Source organism: Actinoplanes sp. KI2, assembly GCF_025630775.1.
Classification (GTDB): Bacteria; Actinomycetota; Actinomycetes; order Mycobacteriales; family Micromonosporaceae; genus Actinoplanes.
This window is the reverse complement of sequence record NZ_JAOSZE010000005.1, coordinates 41,800-60,261: the sequence shown is the minus strand read 5'-3', so window position 1 is coordinate 60,261 and position 18,462 is coordinate 41,800. Positions and strand designations below refer to the sequence as shown.

Below are 18,462 nucleotides of genomic sequence, written 5' to 3'. Positions count from 1 at the left end.
ATGAGCGACTTCGACAGCGTGGTCTCGCGGTACCTGGCCGTCTGGAACGAGACCGACCCGGCCGCCCGCCGCAAACGGATCGACGACCTGTTCGCCGACGACGTCCGCTATGTCGACCCGATGGCCGCGGTCTCCGGGCGGGAGGCGCTCGACGGCCTCGTCGGCGCCGTCCAGCAGCAGTTTCCCGGCCTGACCTTCAGCCTCGGCACCAAGGTCGACGGTCACCACGACCAGGCCCGCTTCACCTGGCACCTGGGCGCGGTCCCGGGCGAGCCGCTGGTGGAGGGTTTCGACGTGGCCGAGCTGGATGCGGACGGCCGCATCCAGCGAGTGCTCGGCTTCCTCGACAGGGTTCCGGCCTAGGTTCGGCCGCCGATCACCCAGGTTCGGCCCGCCACCTGAACCGCCACGGTGCCGACGGCGGATCGCACGGCCGGTCCGCGGCGAGCTCGGGGCGCGGAGGAGCCGTCATAGCTCCACCGCGCCTCGCGCTCGGCCAGCTCCGCCCCCGCGATCGCGGGCAGCTCGCGTTTCCGGCGAAGGTCGCGCGCGAGATCCCAGCCGTCGCGCAAGGAACCCTGTGTCGGGCGTTCCGCCGCCCACGACGAGAAGGAGGCCTTCCACCGATCACCGAGGCCGGCCGAGAGCATCGGCCACTGCCGCGCGACCTCACCGGCGCGCTTGCGCAGCAGCGCGACTCGCGCCGCGTCCACCTTGAGGGCATCAAAACCAGGAGGTACGGGTTTGCCCCGGGTCAGCGCTTCGACGAGCTCGGCTTGGCGGGTGGCCAAGCTCCGCGGTGCGCCGCCGGGCTGTTCCGCATGGCCACCCTCCCGGCCGCCCCCGGCCACGCCGGGCTCGCTGCCGAGCCGGTCTCCGCTGCCGAGCCGGCCTTCGCTGCCGAGCCGGCCTTCGCTGCCGAGCCGGCCTTCGCTGCCGAGCCGGTCTCCGCTGCGCGGCCCGAGACCGGTGGTCATGCGGTGATCGCGGGATAGCCGGCGGCGGCGGCGATGGCGTCGAGCTCGGCGCTGAGTTCGGCGGCGGGTGGGTAGTCGCCGTCTCGTTCCAGCATCAGCGCGGGTGGGCGGTGGCGGGCGCACAGCTCGGTGACCAGGGTGAGCACCTCCTCGGGGACCGCGTCGGTGTGGGTGTCGTGGTAGAGACCCTGGTGTTCAGCGCCGCCGGCCACGTGGACGTAGGCGACCCGGTCGAGCGGAAGCTTGTCCAGCAGGGCCAGCGGGTCGTCGCCGCGGTTGCGGGCGTTGGCGTAGACGTTGGCGATGTCCAGCAGCAGCAGGGCGCCGGTCCGGTCCAGGATCTCGGTCAGGAAGTCGGCCTCGGTCAGCTCGTCGTCGGGCCAGTCGAAGAGGGAGGCGATCGGTTCCAGCGCCAGCGGCACGGGCAGCTCGGCGGTGGTGCGGGCGACGTTGGCCACCACCGCGTCGATCGCTTCGTGGGTGCGCGGGATCGGGAGCAGGTGTCCGGCCTCGATGCCGGCCGCGCGTACGAAGGCGATGTGCTCGCTGACCAGCGGGGCCTTCAGCCGCGAAGCCACCGTGGCCAGGTGGGTGACCCGCGCGGGGTCGACCGGCTCGGCGCCGCCCAGGGACAGGCGCACGCCGTGCGGGATCACCGCCACGCCGCGGTCGAGCAGCGCGGGCAGGCCGTCGGGCAGGTCGCCGTGCGCGTGCACCGACTCGGCCACCACCTCGGCGAAGCGCAGGCCGGGCAGTCCGGCGACGTAGCCGGAGATCTCCGGGCGCCAGCCGATGCCCACCCCGTACGCCATCTCAGCCACCGCAACCACCCCCGCCCCCGCACGAGCTGCCCCCGCCGCAGGAGCTGCTGCTCCCGCACGAGCTGCTGCTCCCGCACGAGCTGCTGCTCCCGCACGAGCTGCTGCTCCCGCATGAGCCGGCGGAGGAGCCGCTGGTGAAACCGTTGGAGACGACCCGCTGGATCCCCGCCTCGGCGGCGAACGCCGGGTCCATGTCGTAGAGCGCGGCCGCCCCGAACAACGCCACGCCGAGCGCGGCGCCCGCCGCGCCGTACGTCGCGTACGCCGGCGACTGGCCCGGTGACAGGTAGCCGTGCCGTTCCCGCAGCTCCCGCATCCGGGCGGTGGCCACGCCGGTGGCGATCCGGCGGGTGCGGGCCAGGCGCCAGGTCAGGATGGCGACGACCACGAGGGCGGCGAAGAGGAAGCCGACCGGCTTGTTGTTCTGGACACCGGCGACCATGCGGAAGACGCCGATCAGGCCGAGCGCACCGGCCGCCCACGCCCACAACCGCGCCTGCTTGAGCGCCTCGGTGCTGACCGCGAGGCCGCGCCGTTCGAGGCCGGCCCGCAGGTCGTCGAGGGCCGAGCGCACCCACTGGTCGCCGGTGAGGTCGCGGGTGCGGATCTGGCCGCTCGCCGCGTGGTGGATCGCGGAGTCGAGCGGGGTGACACCGGCCGGGATCGGCCCGGTCTGCACGAGGGCGTTCCCCGAGGTGCCGAGGGCGCCGGCCGCGCGGAGGCCGCTGATCGAGGAGTAGACGGCCAGGCGGTCGCCGCCGTTGAGGTAGGCGAGCTGCTGCGGACCGAGGTCGTCGACAGATGCGTTCCGGTCCCCCCGGAACAGAACCTTGCGGTGCGCCGCGGCGAGGATCGCGATGACGACCAGCGCGACGATGTACCCGACGATGAAGGCCGGGCCCGGAATCCCCCAGGTGTCCTGCATGGCCTCATTGTGCAGAGGCCCGCAACGACCCTCCTACCTGCGCCTTACCGCTTCCTCCACGACGTCGAGCACCCGGCTCAGCTCGCCCGGCGGCCGGCCGGTGGCCAGGTGCAGGACCAAGCCGTCGTACGCGAGCTCGAGGAACTGGGTGAGCACCTCGACCGGCACGTCGTCGCGCAGCACGCCGGCCTCGCGCTGGCGCTGCAGGCGGTCCCGGGTGGCGTCGGCGATGGCCGCCGAGCGTTCGGCCCAGCGCTTGGCGAACGCGGGGTCGGTGCGCAGCCGGCGGGAAACCTCGAGCTGGGTGCCGAGCCAGCCGGCCGTGTCGCCGTCGCTGCTCCCGGCGCGGGCCAGCAGGTCACGCATCACCTGGACGAGGCCGTTGCGGGCCACGGTCTCGACCATGGCGGCGGCGTCGTCCTCGGCGACGGCGAGGAACAGCGATTCCTTGTCGCGAAAATGGTGGAAAATCGCCCCGCGGGACAGGCCGGTGGCATCCTCGAGGCGGCGCACCGTGGCGCCCTCGTAGCCGAACCGCGCGAAGCAGTCGCGAGCCGCCGCGAGAATTTCGTGGCGCCTCGCCTCCAGCTGGTCCTGGCTTACTCTGGGCACGCCTTGGATCGTGTCACGCAGGTGCTTCGTTTTGCAATCCGTACGTACGTCTTGTCAGCGCCGGGTGTACGGCCGGGATCGGATGGCGCGAAATCCACCGTCCGGTCCCGAAATTGCTGACAGTCCTGGACTGTTCGCTTCCGCCCTACCTCACGTAAAGTGCGCGGGTGCCACTTGTCCTCATCGCTCTCGACGACACCCTGCTCGACCGCAGCGGTGCCTTCCGGCTGTGGGCAAAGGGTTTCCTCGACGAGATCGGGGCCTCACAGGATGATCTCGATTGGTTACTCTCCGTCGACGCGGACGGTCTCACTCCCCGTTGGGACCTGGCCGACCTGATCCGCGACCGGTACCGGCTCAACGTGCCCTCGATAGATCTGCTCGAGGAGCTGCGTGAGGGACCGTTGGCGTTCGAGCGGCTCGACCCGCTGGTCGGTTGCGCGCTGCGGATCGCCGGCGACGCCGGGCTGGTGCCGGTGGTGGTCACCAACGGGCAGTCCGAGATCCAGGACACCCGGATCCGGCGGACCGGCCTCGACCAGTACATCGCCGATTGGGTGATCTCCGAGCGGGCCGGGGTGAGCAAGCCGAACCCGCGGATCTTCGCGCTCGCCGCGCAGCGGGTGCGGATGCGACTCGGCGGCGCCTGGGTGGTGGGCGACAGCCCGGAGGCGGACATCGGCGGGGCGGCGGCGATGGGCCTGCCCAGCGTGTGGCTGCACCGCGGGCGCGAGTGGGTGGACAACCGGTTCGCGCCGACCCGCGTGGTGGGCAACGTGATCCAGGGCATCTCCGCGATCATGGCCGCCCAATAATTCGGTTGCGTTCTCCCGAGCGCCCAGGAGAGAGTGGGCGCGTTCCGACGAGAGAGAAGGGGGTGGGTCAGATGGCCGTCTTTGCGATGTCGCCTGCCCAGATCACTTTCCTTCCTTCTTTCTCCGAGGAGACCCTCCAGTGCGTTCGCACGAGACTTCACGCCGTCGGCGCAAGTTCGACGACGACGATCCAAACTTCCTGAAGCGGGGGCGGCTCGAGCCACGCCTGGCCGAGGAGCCCGACCTGCCCGAGACCGGTGACAACTGGTCCAGCTGGGACGGTGCGCTGCACGGTCCCGACCCGAGACCCGACTGGGTGCGCACCGAGCACGCCGCGGTCGACGACGAGCTGGGCATGCTCAAGACCGGCAAGGAAGCCGACGTCTTCCTGGTTCGCCGGCACATCCCCGGCACCGACAAGGTCAGCCTGCTGGCCGCCAAGCGGTACCGCGACGGCGACCACCGGCTGTTCCACCGGGACGCCGGCTATCTCGAGGGCCGACGGGTCCGCCGCTCCCGGGAAAACCGCGCGATGACCAACCGCAGCTCGTTCGGCAAGCAGATGATCGCCGGGCAGTGGGCGGTGGCCGAGTTCGGCGCGCTCTCCCGGCTGTGGCAGATCGGGCAGGCCAGTGGCCTGGTCCGGGTGCCCTACCCGGTGCAGCTCATCGGCACCGAGCTGATGATGGAGTTCGTCGGCGACTGGGACACCGGCGAGGCGGCACCCCGGCTCGCGCAGGTGCGCACCGACCCGGACGGCCTGGCCGATCTCTGGCAGCAGATGACCGACGCGCTGTCGGTGCTGGCCCGCGCGCAGGTGGCACACGGCGACCTGTCGCCGTACAACACGCTGGTGCACGACGGCGCGCTGGTGCTGATCGACCTGCCGCAGATCGTCGATGTGGTCGCCAACCCGCAGGGCGCCGACTTCATCGCCCGCGACGTGCGCAATGTGGCCGGCTGGTTCACCCAGCGCGGGCTGCAGGTGGACGCGGACGACCTGCTGGACCGTCTGCTGCACGAGGCGGGCCTGCGATGACCCGCCGCACGCGCCCCGGCCCGCGACCGCCGAGCACTAGGCGGCCGCGGCCGGGTTGCATCACTGCAGGTAGCCCTCGACCTCGGTGACGGCATGGGCCTGCTCGGCGTTCGGGTCGTTGCCCACATCGCGGGCGGCCCGGCGCCGGCGCAGCAGGTCCCAGCACTGGTCCAGGGACTCTTCCAGCTCGCGGAGCCGAGCGTGCTCCTCATCCGAGGAGATCTTGCCCTGGGCCAGGAGCTGACGGAGCGTGTGCTCCTCGTCGACCAAACCGTGGATCCGGTCCAGCACATTCTTGTCATCCATGTGCGAAGCCTATTCACCGGCGACATTGTGACCAGCCCCAGCGGCTGATCTCGCGCCGATCGTGTCGAGCGCCACCTCCGGCGTACGCGTGGGCAAGCGCAGCGCGAGCAGCGCCGCGGCGACGGCCAGGCCGGACAGGACCAGGCCGATCTCGTGGAAGGCGGGCACCGGTCCGACCTGGACCGCGCGGGCGGCCAGTAGCGAGCCGAGGATGCCGACGCCGATCGAGCCACCCAGGCGCTGGGCGATGTTGAAGAGCGTGTTGCCGTCGGCCAGTTTGGCGTCGGGCAGCGGGGCGAGCATCACCGACAGCAGCGGGGTGATGCCGAAGCCGATCGCGGCCGCCCGGCCGGCCAGGATCAGCGAGGTCGCCCACAGCGGAGTGGCCGCGGTGAGCAGGAGCAGCCCGGAGCTCGCCACCGCCAGCACCGCGAACCCGGTCACCACCAGGTAGCGGACCCCGTGGCGGGCGGCCAGCCGCTGGCCGAGCGCGGTGCCCACGCCGGTGATCACGCCCTGGGGCAGCAGGGCCAGGCCGGTGGCGAAGGCCGAGTGCCGCTGCACCGACTGGGTGAAGACCGGGAGCAGGAAGACCGCCGCGAACGCGACGACCGACGACGTCACGCTCAGCACCAGCGCCAGGGCCGAGCGGCCGTGCCGGAGCAGGGTGAGATCGACCGCCGGGTCTCGGGTGCGCGGGGCCCACCAGACGTACGCAAGAAGCAGCGCGACGCCGACGCCCAGGGTGACCATCGTCCCGGGGTCGGTCCAGCCCTCGCCGGTGGCCCGGCTCGCGCCGAAGAGGACGCCGACCAGGCCCACGCTGAGCAGGAGGAGACCGACGGGGTCGGGACGAGCGTGACCGTCCGCGGTGGGTGCCACCTCCGGCGGCAGGCGGCGGACGCCGAGCAGGGCGAGCGCGCCGATCGGCAGGTTGACCAGGAAGATCCAGCGCCAGCCGCCGGCCGCGATCAGCAGGCCGCCGAGGGACGGGCCGATCGCGGGGGCCAGGAAGAACAGCAGGCCGGCCGCGACCGGGACGCGGCGTTCGCGACCCTGGCGGCCGAGCAGGACGCTCATCGCGAGCGGCACCAGCGGCGCACCCGCGAAGCCCTGGACGGCCCGCGCGGCGATCAACCCGCCGATCCCGGGTGCGGCGGCGCAGCCGGCCGAGGCCAGCAGGAACGCGGCCAGCGCGACGGCGTAGACGCGCATCGTGCCGAAGCGCCGGGCGAGATAGGACGTCGTGGTGAGGCCGGCCGCGAGGGCCAGCAGGTAGCCGCTGACCACCCACTGCGCGGTGGCCAGGTCGGCGTGCAGCTCGGCGGCGATGTCCGGGACCGCGACGTTGACGATCGAGGAGTCCACCATGGTCAGCAGCGGGCCGGCCAGCAGGCCGAGCTGCATCAGCGGGCTGAGCTTCCTCATGGCTGGTCGACCAGGCCGGTCAGCCGCTCGATCCAGGCGAGCTCGCGGTCGATGCGGCCGGCCAACTCGGCCACGACGAGGCCGCCCCACTCGTGGTTGCGCGACCGGGTGGAGCGCTCGGCCAGGCCGGCCAGATGCGTTTTCTGTACGCCGAGTGCCTCCGTGCGGGCGGACAGGACCCGACCCCGCTCGTCCGCCGTGAGGTGCTCGAACTGGCCGACCCGGGTGAGGAACTCGTTCTCGTCGGCGGCCTGCTCGGGGGTCAGGTCGGCGAGCATGTCGTGCAGCAGCTCGCGGCCGAGCTCGGTGATCTCGTACACGTGTCGCGGCGGGCGGCCCGGCAGCGTCTCGGCGGTCTTGGTGACCGCGCCGGCCTCCTCGAAGCGGCGCAGGGCCGGATACAGCGTGTTGTTGTGCAGCGCGTACGCCGTGGTCTGGCTGACCTTGCGCTTGAGCTCGTAGCCATGGACCGGCCCGCGCTGGAGGTGGCTGAGGATCACGATGTCCAGGTACACGCCGTCCAGTTTGACATAGGTCAGACTGGACTAGGAAGGCCGAAAAAATCGCCCCGCCGGAGAACCGGCGGGGCGATTTCCGACTCAGCTGTGCAGCATCTTCCGCAGCACGAACTGGAGGATGCCGCCGTGGCGGTAGTAGTCCGCCTCGCCGGGCGTGTCGATGCGCACGTCGGCGTCGAACTCGATGCCGGTGTCCGTGCGGACCTTGACGGTGGCCGGGATCGCGCCGTCGTTGAGCGCCGTGACGCCGGTGATGGTGAAGGTCTCGGTGCCGGTCAGGCCCAGCGACTCGGCGTTGGTCTTCGGCGGGAACTGCAGCGGCAGCACGCCCATGCCGATCAGGTTGGAGCGGTGGATGCGCTCGTAGCTCTCGGCGATGACGGCGCGGACGCCGAGCAGCATGGTGCCCTTCGCCGCCCAGTCCCGGGACGAACCCGAGCCGTACTCCTTGCCGGCCAGGATGACCAGCGGGACGCCCGCCTCCTGGTAGGCCACGCTGGCGTCGTAGATCGTCGTCTGGTCGCCGGTCAGGTGGTTGACCGTGAAGCCGCCCTCGACGCCGGGCACCAGCTGGTTGCGCAGCCGGATGTTGGCGAACGTGCCGCGGATCATGACCTCGTGGTTGCCCCGGCGCGAGCCGTAGCTGTTGAACTCGTGCCGCGGCACGCCGCGCTCGGCCAGGTACTTGCCCGCGGGGGAGTCCGGCTTGATCGAGCTGGCCGGCGAGATGTGGTCGGTGGTGACCGAGTCGCCGAGCTTCGCGAGGACCCGGGCGCCCGAGATGTCGGACACCGGCGCCGGCGAGGCGGCCATGCCCTCGAAGTACGGGGGCTTGCGGACGTACGTGGACTCGTCCGTCCATTCGAAGGTCTGGCCCTCGGGCGTCGGCAGCGACTGCCACCGCTCGTCGCCGGCGAAGACATCCGAGTAGGCGGAGCTGAAGCCCGAAGCGCCGATCGCGTTGGCGATGACGTCGTCGATCTCCTTGGCGCTCGGCCAGATGTCGCTGAGGTAGACCGGCTGGCCGTCGCTGCCGGTGCCGAGCGGCTCCGACGTGATGTCCAGGTCCATCGTGCCGGCCAGCGCGTACGCGACCACCAGCGGCGGCGAGGCCAGGTAGTTCATCTTGACGTCCGGGTTGATCCGGCCCTCGAAGTTCCGGTTGCCGGAGAGCACGCTCACCGCGGTCAGGTCCTCCGCGTTGACCGCGGCGGAGATCGCCTCGGGCAGCGGGCCGGAGTTGCCGATGCAGGTGGTGCAGCCGTAGCCGACCAGGTTGAAGCCGAGCTTGTCGAGGTACGGCGTCAGACCCGCCCGGTCGTAGTAGTCCATGACGACCTTGGAGCCCGGGGCGAGCGTGGTCTTGACCCACGGCTTGCGGGACAGGCCGCGGTCGACCGCGTTCTTGGCGAGCAGCGCCGCGCCGATCATGACCTGCGGGTTCGAGGTGTTGGTGCAGGAGGTGATCGCGGCGATCACGACGGCGCCGTGGTCGAGCTCGAACTCGGTGCCGTCCTCGCCGACCACCCGCGTCGGCTTCGACGGCCGGCCGTTCGCGCCCTCGGCCGCCGAGAAGACGTGCGGCTTGTCCGAATCGTCCTGCACGGCGTTGGCCGGCGAGTCGGAGGCCGGGAAGGATTCGTCGCTGGCCTCGTCGGCGTGGCCGATGGGCTGCACGTAGTTCTTGAGGGCCTCGCGGAACATCGGCTTGGCGCTGTTCAGCGGGACGCGGTCCTGCGGGCGCTTCGGGCCGGCCAGCGACGGGACGATCGTCGACAGGTCGAGCTCGAGCTTCTCCGAGTAGTCGGGCTCGGCGTTCGGGTCGAGCCAGAGGCCCTGCCGCTTCGCGTACGCCTCGACCAGCGCGACCTGGGCGTCGCTGCGCCCGGTCAGGCGCAGGTACTTGATGGTCTCGTCGTCGATCGGGAAGATCGCCACGGTCGAGCCGTACTCCGGCGACATGTTGCCGATCGTGGCGCGGTTCGCCAGCGGCACGGCGCTCACGCCGGGGCCGTAGAACTCGACGAACTTCGAGACCACGCCGTGCTCGCGGAGGATCTCGGTGATCGTGAGGACCAGGTCGGTCGCGGTGGTGCCGGCCGGCATCTCGCCGGAGAGCTTGAAGCCGACGACCCGGGGGATCAGCATGCTGACCGGCTGGCCGAGCATCGCGGCCTCGGCCTCGATGCCGCCGACGCCCCAGCCGAGCACGCCCAGGCCGTTGACCATCGTGGTGTGCGAGTCGGTGCCGACCACCGTGTCCGGGTACGCCTGGCCGTTGCGCTCCATGATCGTCCGGGCCAGGTACTCGATGTTGACCTGGTGCACGATGCCGGTGCCGGGCGGAACGACCTTGAACTCGTTGAACGCGGTCTGTCCCCAGCGCAGGAACTGGTAGCGCTCGCGGTTCCGCTGGTACTCCAGCTCGACATTCCGGGCGAACGCGTCCTCGCGGCCGAACAGGTCGGCGATCACCGAGTGGTCGATGACCAGCTCGGCCGGCGCGAGGGGGTTGACCTTGGTGGGGTCGCCGCCCAGCTCCCGTACGGCCTCGCGCATGGTGGCCAGGTCGACCACGCAGGGCACGCCGGTGAAGTCCTGCATCAGCACCCGCGCCGGGGTGAACTGGATCTCCACGCTCGGGTCGGCGGTCTGGTCCCAGCCGCCGAGCGCCCGGATGTGGTCGGCGGTGATGTTCGCGCCGTCCTCCGTCCGGAGCAGGTTCTCCAGGAGGATCTTCAAGGAGTAGGGCAGGCGGGCGTGCCCCTCGACCTTGTCGATCGTGAAAATCTCGTAGCTCGCGTCTCCGACGCGCAGCTCGCTCTTCGCACCAAAGGTGTCGAGGCTGGCCACGTCATCTCCTTCACCCAGCGACTGGAAGTCAAGTCAGTCTTTCGCACCGGCTCGGGTGCTGCCGGAGTTAGGCGAACCTAACTCTCGGTTCACGTTTCCCGTAAACCGTACGTCCGTCTTGTAAGTCCGCGCAAGGCGGGGTGACCGGGACGCGCGGACGGCGAATCCGTTGGATTTTCCCAGGGTCGCGGGGTCGGCCGTGGGCGTATGGCCGAGCCGGGCGGTCAGGGCGCGGGCTCCGCGGGCCACTCGCGAGCGCCCAGCATGATCAGTCGCAGCTGGCGGGCGGCGGTGTCGATCACCTGGTCCGTCGCGGCGGGGTCGTCCGGCGGGGCGTCGAGCAGCGCCGCGGCGGTCCAGACCATGTGGCTGACGAACAGGCTGGTGACCATGCGCAGGTCGGCCACGATCCACCGGTCGAAGCGCGGGCCGCCGGCCATCTTGTCGGTGGCCAGGTCGATGGCCAGGTCGGCGGCGAACAGGTCGAGCTGCTCGGCGATCGCGGCGCGGACCGCGGCCACGCCGCCGTGCCGCTCGCGGGCGATGAAGCGGAAGTGCGCCGGGTCGGCGTGCACCTGCCGGGCGAGGATGTCGATCGACCGGTTGATCACCTCGTCGCTGGAGCTGAGGCCGTCGCGGACCGTGCGGATGGTGGTGCGCAGGCTGCCCAGGCACTGGTCGACGAGGGCGACCCCGAGGCTGTCGACGTCCGGGAAGTGGCGGTAGAAGGCCGCCGGGGTGAGGCCGGCCACGCGGGTGATCTCGCGCAGGCCGATGCTGCTCAGGCTCCGCTGCTGCATCAGGGTCAGCGCCGCGTCGAGCAGCGACTGCCGGGTGCGCGCCTTCTGCGCCGGCCGGCTGAGGCGGTCGTGGTTCATGTCACTCAGTAAACACCTGTCGACTGTATTGGTGGAGGCCTATGGTGAGTTCAGTAAACAACTGTGAACTGAGGGGAGCGACCGATGCTGGCACTGATGGCCACGATGGCGCTGATCGCGCTGATCGTGGGCCCGACCCTGCTCACCGGGCAGCCGCTGCTCGTGGTGCTCGGCGTCGTCCTGGCGGGCGCCGTGCTGATCGTCACGCGGCGCGGGCGGCGCGGCTCGGCCCTGACGGGACGGCACTGAGCCATGAACGTTCTCAAGCGCGCCGGCAGCCTCGACGACCGTGCCGTGGCCTCGCTGACCCTGGGCGTGGCCGGCCTGTTCTTCTTCAACGTCCTCTTCGGGCCGACCGCCATCGTCCTCGGCGCGATCGCCGCCCACCGGCACCGTGGCACCTCTTCGCCGAGCCGCACCGCGGGCCTGATCGGGGTCGCGTTGGGTCTGGCCGATCTCCTCGTGCTGGCCGGCCTGATGGCGGTCCAGTTGCGCAGCGGTGGCGTGATCTGGCACCTCTAGGAGTCCGGTGCCGGGCGTGCGCGCCTGTCTACGAGTCCGGCGCCTCCGCCGCTGCCGGGCGTGCGCGCCTGCGCTACATTCGCCGCCGCGGAAGAAACTTCTTCGCGTCTCTCATGGTCCGGTGTGGTGGAGGAAAGTCGTGCGGCTCGGTCTGGCCCTCAGTGGCGTCGCGGCGGTGGCGCTGGTCGGCGGTTGCACCGCGCACTCGGGCAGCCCGACCTTCCACGGCGCCGACTCCACGGCGCCCTCGGCCCCCGCGGCCGCCGGCTCCGCGCCGCCGTTCACCGAGCCGGCCTCGTACACCTTCACGCTGACCCACGGCTGCGACGACGCGTCCCCGCTCGGTAGATACCGGGTGGCCGTGCGGTCCGGCGCGGTGACGAGCTCGCAGCGGATCGGCGGCTCGGCGGCCCCGTCGACCGCCACGTCGTCGGATGCCGATCTGGGCCCGGTCAACGGTCAGAACGGCGAGGAGATCGACGTCCCGACGCTGGCCGGGCTGCGCGACATGGCCCAGACCGCGACCGACGACGGTGGCCAGGTCACCACGACCTACGACGGGACGGACGGTCACCCCGTCAAGGTCATCATCAACGTCTCGGACGAGGGGCCCAGCGGCGACGACTGCTGGTCGGTCACCGACTACGCCCCCGCCTCGTAGGGATCACGGCAGGCGCGGGCCGGCCTCGCGCTGCGACGCCAGCCACGCCTCGACATCCGCCGCCGACCGCGGCAGCCCGGCCGAGAGGTTCCGGCAGCCGTCCGCGGTGACCAGCACGTCGTCCTCGATCCGGACGCCGACCCCGCGCAGCTCCGCCGGCACCAGCTCGTCCTCCGGCTGGAAGTACAGCCCCGGCTCGACGGTCAGAACGTAGCCCTCGGCCAGCGCACCGTCCCGGTAGTTGTCGTTCCGCGCGTTCGAGCAGTCGTGCACGTCGATGCCGAGCATGTGCCCGAACCCGTGCAGCGTCCACCGCCGGTAGACCGTGCTCTTCTCGCTCATCGCCTCGTCCACGCTCACCGGCAGCAGCCCGAGGTCGTGCAGCCCCTCGGCCAGCACCCGCATGCAGGTCTTGTGCACGTCCCGGTACTGCACGCCCGGCTTGATCGCGTCCATCCCGGCCTGCTGCGACGCGTACACGATGTCGTACACCTGGCGCTGCAGCGGGGTGAACGTGCCGCTCACCGGCACCGTCCGGGTCACGTCGGCGGTGTAGAGGTTGTGCCCCTCCACGCCCATGTCCATCAGCAGCAGCTCGCCCGGCCGGGTCTCGCCGGTGTTCCGCACCCAGTGCAGGATCGTCGCGTGCGCCCCGGCGCCGACGATCGAGCCGTAGCCCACGTCGTTTCCGTCGTGCCGCGCCCGCAGCCCGAACACGCCCTCGAGCAGCCGCTCCTTCACCCCGCGGTCGGCCGGCAGCACCCGCGCCACGTCCTCGAACCCGCGGACCGTCGCGTCGATCGCGGCCTGCAGCTGCGCGATCTCCCACTCGTCCTTGACCAGCTTCAGCTCGCTGAGCACCCAGGCCAGCTCGCGGTCGCGCGGCTTCTCCCGGTCCGGCTCGTAGGCGAGGACCGCCCGGTCGACGTTGGCGTCGAAGCCGCGCAGCACCCGGGTCTGCCCCGGCGCCGAGCCGGCCAGCAGCGCGCCCAGCTCGCCCAGCGGGGCCGTCGGCAGCCCCAGCTCGGCCGACTTCTCGGCGAGCGTGTGCGTGCGGCCGATCCACAGCTCCCCGTTGCGGCTGCGGAAGAACGCGTCGGTGTCCTTCGAGTTCCGCTGCCGGGTGTACAGGATCGCGTCGTGCCCCGACCCGGTCGGCCGCAGCACCAGCACGCTGTCCGGGTCGCGATCGCCGGTCAGGTAGAAGAAGTCGCTCCCCGGCCGGAACGGGTAGTCGGTGTCGTTGGCGCGCACCTTCTCGTTCCCGGTCGGGATGATCAGTGTCTCCCCGGGGAACGCCTCGGACAGCGCGGCCCGCCGCTTCGCGAAGTTCGGCGCCTCCGGCAGCGCGGCGACCTCGATCGGATCCTCCCGCCACCCGCTGCGCATGAACTGCAAAAACGCCTCCGGGAAGTCGGGGTCGTGCGACTCCGTCCGCGGCGTTTCCGGCTTGCCGCCCTGCTCGGCCATGGGTCTGCCTCCGCTCGTCGATCCGCCCTCGACGGTACCGCCTGCGCCCGGGGCCGAGCAGACCGCCCACACCCCAAGATCAGAATCAAAAGCATGCGGAGGTACGGCGAGCCCGTCCCCGACCGCACTTCCACCGCCCCGGTCGGCACCGCGACCTGGGTGCCACCCCAGGCCGCAGCGCGACCGCCGGGCTGACCTGCAACGAAAGCCGGCCTTGCCGGCCAGAAGGCCCGGCTAGGAGGGCCGGCTAGGAGGCGGGCAGCGTGAGGCAGGCGACCCGAGCGCCGGCCTTGCCGGCCATCCCCGCCGCGGTCATCGTGCGCTCGGCGTGCAGCACCAGCGACCGCGGCCGCCGCACCGGGTCGAAGTCCCACCCGTGGCGGCTGGTCGCCGAGCCCGTCCCGGTGGCTGAGGTGGTGAAGTCCAGCCACACCTCGTTCGAGGGGTTGGCGAAGGCCGGGTTCACCGACGGCGTGACCGGGTCCTGGACGTTCTGGTAGTGGCTGCCGGCGGCCTCCGGATCGGCACCGCAGGGATTTATGTGCAGGTGTGCGCCGTACACCCGGTTCGGGATCAGCCGGATGGCCTCGAGGTGTACCTCCGTCCCGTACCCGGTCCTGGTCATGGTGAGCGTGGCGGTCGCGCCCGGCGGAACCACCGCGGGGTCGTAGGTGATGGCCGTGGAGCCGGGCCGGTAGGGGAGGAACGTCCCGAAGGCCGCCAGGTAGGGCGGGTTGGCGAGGGACGGCTCCGGCGACGGGCTCCCCGAGCTGTAGAGCACCCAGGACGAGGCGGACGTCGTGGCCGACGAGATCGGGCCGAGGTCGACGGGGCTGGTGCAGCCGGCCAGCATCGACAGCGGTAGTCCCAGCGCAAGAATTCGGATCATCATGTCTAAATAATGTCAAAAGCGGATCTAAGCGGCGGCGACTGGCGTGGAACGCGTGCGGACGGAAGGCTGAGAATCCGGGACGTGGAAGGGGCCGGCATGGGATACGCGGTGGTGCTCGGCGAGGCGCTCGTCGATCTGCTGGAGGCCGATCTGGACGGCGAGCTGATCTACCGGCAGGCGATCGGCGGCGCGCCGCTGAACGTCAGCGTGGCGGTCAGCCGGCTCGGCGGCGACGTGCGGTACGCCGGTTCGCTGAGCAACGACATTCTCGGCGACCGGCTGGCCGCGTTCCTCCGCGATGCCGGGGTCGGCCTGCGCGGCGTCCGGCGCGCCCCGGTGCCGACCACGCTCGCCGTGACGACGTTCGTGGGCGCCGAGCCGACCTTCACGTTCTACGGCGAGCCGCCGTCGTACGCCCTGCTCGCCGCGGCCGACCTCGACCGGGACGCGATCGCCGGGGCGAGCGTCCTCTACGCGGGCTCGATCGCCCTGCTCCGCGAGCCGTTCCGGGCGGCCGCCCGGGCGGCCTGGCAGATCCCCGGCCCGCTGAAGGTCTTCGACCCCAACGCCCGCCCGGCCCTGCTGCCCGACGCGCGCGCCGTCAGCGACCTGCGCGACCTGGTCGAGGAGTTCTTCGCGACCGCCGACCTGGTCAAGCTCAGCTCCGCCGACGCGGTGATCCTCTACGACGGCGCCGAGCCCGCCGCCGCCGCCGAGCACATCCGCAAGCTGGGCGCCAAGGCCGTGGTGGTCACCTGCGGCTCGAAGGGCGCCTACATCGCCGCCGCCGACGGCGTGGGGATGCTGCCCGCCCCGAGCGTCGCCGCGATCGACGCGACCGGCGCCGGCGACTCCGTGATGGGCGCGCTGATCCGCCGCCTGCTCGCCGACGGTTTCCCGGCCGACCTGGCCGGCTGGCAGCGCTACGTACGCTTCGCCCTGGCCGTTGCGGGCCTGGTCTGCGAACGGCGCGGCGGCGCCACCGCGATGCCGACCAACGACGAGCTAGTTGCCCGCTGGGGCGCCCTGATCTAGCGACTTTTGGATGAAGCGCTGGCGGTCGAGCACCATCCGCTCGACCCGCACCTCGGCGACCAGAACGTCGCCCTCCTTCACCGCCACCTCGAAGAGCAGCCTGCGACCGTCCACTTTGGCGAGCGTGGCCTGCGCGGTCACGTGCCGGCCGACCGGGGTGGCGACCCGATGCTCGACCTCGGCCCGGATGCCGACCGTGGTCACGCCGCTGGGCAACTGCCGGGCCGTGCACGCGACGGTGGCCGCCTCGGCGAGCGCGAGGACGCGTGGCGTGCCCAGCACCGGCACGTCGCCCGAGCCGAGGGCCTGCGCGGTGTCGGCATCGGTGACGGTCAACTCGACCCGGGCGGTGAGACCGGGTGCGAACTCCGGAAGCTCCATGGATGAAAGCTTAAGGCTGGCTGAGCAGGCCGCGGGCATGCCGGGCCCGTACGGCCAGTTGCTCGGCCAGCGCCCACGCCTCCGCCAGGTCCCGATCCCGGGCCTGCCCGGAGCGCCCGCCGGCGGTGTCGGCGTAGACCGTGGCCAGCCCGAGCAGTCGCTGCAACGGCCCCTGCACCACCCGTACGCTCTGCAAGCGGGCATACGGCACCAGGTTCATCTCCCGGGTCAGCAGCCCCCACCGGGACACGAAGACCTCCGGCGTGAGCCCGACGCCCAGGTAGCGCAGCGCGAACGGGTGCAGCCAGCGGGCCCGGGCCGGCGGCGGCGAGGTGGCCAGCGTGGTCAGGTCGACGCCGGGCAGCACGTCCCAGACCAGGGCGCGGGCCGTCCCGAAGTCGCCGACCGGCAGCAGCCGATCCGACTGCTTGCTGTCCGAGCCGTGCTCACCGGCGTACCCGGCGATGTCCAGCCGCAGGTGCAGCCATCGCTGCCCGCGCCAGAGCAGCGGCCAGGTCAGCCCGACCGACTGCACCCGGTGCAGCGGCACGACCTGGCTGCGGGTCTCGAGCAGCCCGTAGCGCACGACCAGCCGTCCGCCCGGGTCGCGGGCCAGCCGGAAGTCCCAGTCCTGCAGGATCCGGCGGACCGGGTGCAGCAGCACGCCGGCCATCGCGGTGATGGTGCTGGCGATCCCGATGAAGGTCCACTGGGCTTCCAGCACGAACTGGATGACCACGAACGTGATGCCGGCCGGCAGGAAGAACGCCTGCGGGGTGAGCAGCTGGCTGGTCACCAGGTCCCGGTTCGAGACGCGCAGCAGGGCGCGTTCCAGGCTGGGCGGCGCGGCCTGCGCTCCGGCGTCCGGTTGCGCCGCCCAGGTCGTACGCCCGGCCAGCGCGAGCAGGCGCTCCCGCAGGGCGGCGGCGTCGCGGACCGTCAGGTACGCCAGCGGCGCCTCGGTCTTGCTTCCGCCGACCACCTCGAGGCGCAGCTCGGCCAGGCCGGTGAGCTGGGCCAGCAGCGGCCGGCGCAGTTCGACGGCCTGCAGGCGTTCCAGCGGGATGGCCCGGTTGCGCCGCCAGAACAGCCCGTCGGAGATGCGCAGCTCGCGACCGACCACGTGGTAGCCGGTGGTCAGCCAGTTGACCACCGAGAACACCACCGCGCCGAGCGCCAGCACGACCACGACCAGCGCGAACCGCTCGAGCCCGACCTGGCCCAGCGTCTGCCAGGACAGCGCCGCGACGACCACGGCCATGGTCTTGGCGCCGTGCAGCAGCGGGCTGAGCGGATGCAGTCGGCGCCGCGGCTCGCCCACGTCGCCGGGTGTGGTGGTCACAGGCCCTCGGCCCGGTCCTCGCCGAGGGCGGTGAGCCGGTCGCGCAGCCGGGCCGCCTCCTCGGGCGGCAGGCCGGGCACCTTCGCGTCGCTGGCCGCCGCGGCCGTGTGCAACTGCACGGTGGCCAGGCCGAACGCGCGTTCGAGCGGCCCCGCCGTGACATCGACGAACTGCATCCGCGCGTACGGCACGATCGACAGTCGCCGGATCAGCAGACCGTGCCGGACCAGCAGGTCCTGGTCGCGCTCGGCGTACCCCCAGGCCCGTACGGCGCGGACCGTGACGAACGAGCGCCAGACCCCGTAGACGACGACCGCCGCCATCCCGGCCGGCCACAGCCAGTACGGTGCGAGCGACCAGCCCAGCCCGAGGGCGGCGAGCAGCACCACCACCCCGATGCCGCGGGCGATCAGCTCCACTGTGATCAGCTTCGGCGACACCGGCCGCCAGGCAACCGTGTCCGGCCAGGGCGTGAGAGCGTCGACGTGCAGCGGCGGCGGAGTCACAACGTGAAGCCTAGGAGATTGCGCCGAAAGGCGTCACTTCGCGCAGGAAACCCCGCACCTCCAGAAAGTTCCCCAGCGATTCGCGATGCTCGTCGCACGCAAGCCACGTCTTCCGATAGTCGGCCGTGTGCAACTTCGGGTTGTTCCACCGCAGCGCCCACACACCGGCCCCCCGACACCCCTTGGCCGAACACCGCGGCGCCAACTCCTCAACCACGATCAAACAATAGTTCGACCCATCAGCAGGCGAGCCACCCACCGCAACCACAAGTTGTGGGGTCTCCGGGGGCTCGGCCCCCGGAGCAGAAATGCGAAGCGGCCCCAGGTCCGCGGTTTGTGCGGACCAGGGGCCACTCGACGCTGACGCCGGGCAACCACGGGGGAAGTTGCCCGGCGACGGGGACGATGTTACACGGTTGACGTGGGCGCGCATCCTCCCGCTTGGGGTGCCCGTTCCGGCGCATTGCGCAGAAAGATCGAC

General features: G+C 71.7%; 22 protein-coding genes. 7 read left to right on the top strand and 15 right to left on the bottom strand.

The annotated features are described in order from the left end of the window. Complete coding sequence (locus ODJ79_RS06725) at positions 1–363, top strand: nuclear transport factor 2 family protein (RefSeq protein ID WP_263022435.1); 363 nt, start codon at positions 1–3, stop codon at positions 361–363. Here the strand turns inward: ODJ79_RS06725 and ODJ79_RS06720 are convergent. The 4 genes from ODJ79_RS06720 to ODJ79_RS06705 all read right to left on the bottom strand — a co-directional run bounded on the left by ODJ79_RS06720 (position 360) and on the right by ODJ79_RS06705 (position 3,335). Continuing rightward, complete coding sequence (locus tag ODJ79_RS06720; RefSeq protein ID WP_263022602.1) at positions 360–851, bottom strand: hypothetical protein; 492 nt, start codon at positions 849–851, stop codon at positions 360–362. The genes ODJ79_RS06725 and ODJ79_RS06720 overlap by 4 nt on opposite strands. A gap of 122 nt (positions 852–973) precedes the next feature. Beyond that, positions 974–1,789 (bottom strand): DUF692 domain-containing protein, encoded by an 816-nt coding sequence (locus ODJ79_RS06715; protein WP_263022601.1) that lies wholly within the window; start codon positions 1,787–1,789, stop codon positions 974–976. Position 1,790: 1 nt separating this feature from the next. Further along, a complete protein-coding gene (locus ODJ79_RS06710) occupies positions 1,791–2,723 on the bottom strand; it encodes a TIGR04222 domain-containing membrane protein (RefSeq protein ID WP_263022434.1) in 933 nt (310 codons plus the stop codon). Between the two features lie 33 nt (positions 2,724–2,756). Further along, positions 2,757–3,335 (bottom strand): TetR/AcrR family transcriptional regulator, encoded by a 579-nt coding sequence (locus ODJ79_RS06705; protein ID WP_263022433.1) that lies wholly within the window; start codon positions 3,333–3,335, stop codon positions 2,757–2,759. Positions 3,336–3,502: 167 nt separating this feature from the next. Here ODJ79_RS06705 and ODJ79_RS06700 point away from each other — a divergent pair, with 167 nt between their 5' ends. Next, on the top strand, positions 3,503–4,150 hold the full coding sequence (locus tag ODJ79_RS06700; protein WP_263022432.1) for an HAD family hydrolase: 648 nt from the start codon (positions 3,503–3,505) through the stop codon (positions 4,148–4,150). A 139-nt stretch (positions 4,151–4,289) separates the two neighbouring features. Further along, positions 4,290–5,189, top strand: a complete 900-nt coding sequence (locus ODJ79_RS06695) for a serine protein kinase RIO (RefSeq protein WP_263022431.1) — start codon at positions 4,290–4,292, stop codon at positions 5,187–5,189. Between the two features lie 60 nt (positions 5,190–5,249). Here ODJ79_RS06695 and ODJ79_RS06690 read toward each other — a convergent pair whose 3' ends face one another. The 5 genes from ODJ79_RS06690 to ODJ79_RS06670 all read right to left on the bottom strand — a co-directional run bounded on the left by ODJ79_RS06690 (position 5,250) and on the right by ODJ79_RS06670 (position 11,172). Beyond that, positions 5,250–5,495, bottom strand: a complete 246-nt coding sequence (locus ODJ79_RS06690; RefSeq protein ID WP_263022430.1) for a DUF2630 family protein — start codon at positions 5,493–5,495, stop codon at positions 5,250–5,252. Between the two features lie 9 nt (positions 5,496–5,504). Further along, a complete protein-coding gene (locus tag ODJ79_RS06685) occupies positions 5,505–6,923 on the bottom strand; it encodes a DHA2 family efflux MFS transporter permease subunit (RefSeq protein WP_263022429.1) in 1,419 nt (472 codons plus the stop codon). Next, the gene (locus ODJ79_RS06680; protein ID WP_263022428.1) at positions 6,920–7,438 is read right to left on the bottom strand and encodes a PadR family transcriptional regulator; all 519 of its coding nucleotides are present in this window, start codon (positions 7,436–7,438) and stop codon (positions 6,920–6,922) included. The genes ODJ79_RS06685 and ODJ79_RS06680 overlap by 4 nt, the downstream gene beginning before the upstream one ends. 84 nt (positions 7,439–7,522) lie before the next feature. Continuing rightward, positions 7,523–10,294, bottom strand: coding sequence for an aconitate hydratase AcnA (gene acnA, locus ODJ79_RS06675; RefSeq protein ID WP_263022427.1), 2,772 nt, complete (start codon positions 10,292–10,294; stop codon positions 7,523–7,525). Positions 10,295–10,518: 224 nt separating this feature from the next. Further along, a complete protein-coding gene (locus ODJ79_RS06670; RefSeq protein ID WP_263022426.1) occupies positions 10,519–11,172 on the bottom strand; it encodes a TetR family transcriptional regulator in 654 nt (217 codons plus the stop codon). An 84-nt stretch (positions 11,173–11,256) separates the two neighbouring features. Between ODJ79_RS06670 and ODJ79_RS06665 the strand changes: the two genes are divergently transcribed. The 3 genes from ODJ79_RS06665 to ODJ79_RS06655 all read left to right on the top strand — a co-directional run bounded on the left by ODJ79_RS06665 (position 11,257) and on the right by ODJ79_RS06655 (position 12,355). Then, the gene (locus ODJ79_RS06665; protein ID WP_263022425.1) at positions 11,257–11,421 is read left to right on the top strand and encodes a hypothetical protein; all 165 of its coding nucleotides are present in this window, start codon (positions 11,257–11,259) and stop codon (positions 11,419–11,421) included. A gap of 3 nt (positions 11,422–11,424) precedes the next feature. Next, on the top strand, positions 11,425–11,694 hold the full coding sequence (locus ODJ79_RS06660) for a hypothetical protein (protein ID WP_263022424.1): 270 nt from the start codon (positions 11,425–11,427) through the stop codon (positions 11,692–11,694). 139 nt (positions 11,695–11,833) lie between these two features. After that, positions 11,834–12,355, top strand: coding sequence for a hypothetical protein (locus tag ODJ79_RS06655; protein ID WP_263022423.1), 522 nt, complete (start codon positions 11,834–11,836; stop codon positions 12,353–12,355). A gap of 3 nt (positions 12,356–12,358) precedes the next feature. Here ODJ79_RS06655 and ODJ79_RS06650 read toward each other — a convergent pair whose 3' ends face one another. Together ODJ79_RS06650 and ODJ79_RS06645 are read right to left on the bottom strand one after the other, a co-directional pair. Continuing rightward, positions 12,359–13,825: an aminopeptidase P family protein gene (locus tag ODJ79_RS06650; protein WP_263022422.1), complete on the bottom strand. Its 1,467-nt coding sequence runs from the start codon at positions 13,823–13,825 to the stop codon at positions 12,359–12,361. Between the two features lie 247 nt (positions 13,826–14,072). Then, the gene (locus ODJ79_RS06645) at positions 14,073–14,717 is read right to left on the bottom strand and encodes a hypothetical protein (protein ID WP_263022421.1); all 645 of its coding nucleotides are present in this window, start codon (positions 14,715–14,717) and stop codon (positions 14,073–14,075) included. A 96-nt stretch (positions 14,718–14,813) separates the two neighbouring features. Here ODJ79_RS06645 and ODJ79_RS06640 point away from each other — a divergent pair, with 96 nt between their 5' ends. Continuing rightward, complete coding sequence (locus ODJ79_RS06640) at positions 14,814–15,752, top strand: carbohydrate kinase family protein (protein WP_263022420.1); 939 nt, start codon at positions 14,814–14,816, stop codon at positions 15,750–15,752. On the opposite strand, the gene ODJ79_RS06635 is transcribed toward ODJ79_RS06640, so the two are convergent. Genes ODJ79_RS06635 through ODJ79_RS06620 form a run of 4 tightly spaced genes read right to left on the bottom strand, consistent with a single transcriptional unit; the run spans position 15,723 to position 18,198 of the window. Beyond that, complete coding sequence (locus ODJ79_RS06635; RefSeq protein ID WP_263022419.1) at positions 15,723–16,133, bottom strand: thioesterase family protein; 411 nt, start codon at positions 16,131–16,133, stop codon at positions 15,723–15,725. The genes ODJ79_RS06640 and ODJ79_RS06635 overlap by 30 nt on opposite strands. A gap of 10 nt (positions 16,134–16,143) precedes the next feature. Further along, positions 16,144–17,475, bottom strand: coding sequence for a PH domain-containing protein (locus ODJ79_RS06630; protein ID WP_263022418.1), 1,332 nt, complete (start codon positions 17,473–17,475; stop codon positions 16,144–16,146). Continuing rightward, positions 17,472–17,981, bottom strand: a complete 510-nt coding sequence (locus ODJ79_RS06625) for a PH domain-containing protein (protein WP_263022417.1) — start codon at positions 17,979–17,981, stop codon at positions 17,472–17,474. The genes ODJ79_RS06630 and ODJ79_RS06625 overlap by 4 nt, the downstream gene beginning before the upstream one ends. A gap of 10 nt (positions 17,982–17,991) precedes the next feature. Continuing rightward, complete coding sequence (locus tag ODJ79_RS06620; RefSeq protein WP_263022416.1) at positions 17,992–18,198, bottom strand: hypothetical protein; 207 nt, start codon at positions 18,196–18,198, stop codon at positions 17,992–17,994. Positions 18,199–18,462: the final 264 nt, after the last annotated feature.

Bases quoted from the DNA above. Each gene is read 5' to 3' on its own strand.
- ODJ79_RS06725 (WP_263022435.1), top strand. From the start codon at position 1: ATGAGCGACTTCGACAGCGTGGTCTCGCGGTACCTGGCCGTCTGGAAC.
- ODJ79_RS06715 (WP_263022601.1), bottom strand. From the start codon at position 1,789: ATGGCGTACGGGGTGGGCATCGGCTGGCGCCCGGAGATCTCCGGCTAC.
- ODJ79_RS06710 (WP_263022434.1), bottom strand. From the start codon at position 2,723: ATGCAGGACACCTGGGGGATTCCGGGCCCGGCCTTCATCGTCGGGTAC.
- ODJ79_RS06690 (WP_263022430.1), bottom strand. From the start codon at position 5,495: ATGGATGACAAGAATGTGCTGGACCGGATCCACGGTTTGGTCGACGAG.
- ODJ79_RS06685 (WP_263022429.1), bottom strand. From the start codon at position 6,923: ATGAGGAAGCTCAGCCCGCTGATGCAGCTCGGCCTGCTGGCCGGCCCG.
- ODJ79_RS06670 (WP_263022426.1), bottom strand. From the start codon at position 11,172: ATGAACCACGACCGCCTCAGCCGGCCGGCGCAGAAGGCGCGCACCCGG.
- ODJ79_RS06665 (WP_263022425.1), top strand. From the start codon at position 11,257: ATGCTGGCACTGATGGCCACGATGGCGCTGATCGCGCTGATCGTGGGC.
- ODJ79_RS06660 (WP_263022424.1), top strand. From the start codon at position 11,425: ATGAACGTTCTCAAGCGCGCCGGCAGCCTCGACGACCGTGCCGTGGCC.
- ODJ79_RS06650 (WP_263022422.1), bottom strand. From the start codon at position 13,825: ATGGCCGAGCAGGGCGGCAAGCCGGAAACGCCGCGGACGGAGTCGCAC.
- ODJ79_RS06645 (WP_263022421.1), bottom strand. From the start codon at position 14,717: ATGATGATCCGAATTCTTGCGCTGGGACTACCGCTGTCGATGCTGGCC.
- ODJ79_RS06640 (WP_263022420.1), top strand. From the start codon at position 14,814: ATGGGATACGCGGTGGTGCTCGGCGAGGCGCTCGTCGATCTGCTGGAG.
- ODJ79_RS06635 (WP_263022419.1), bottom strand. From the start codon at position 16,133: ATGGAGCTTCCGGAGTTCGCACCCGGTCTCACCGCCCGGGTCGAGTTG.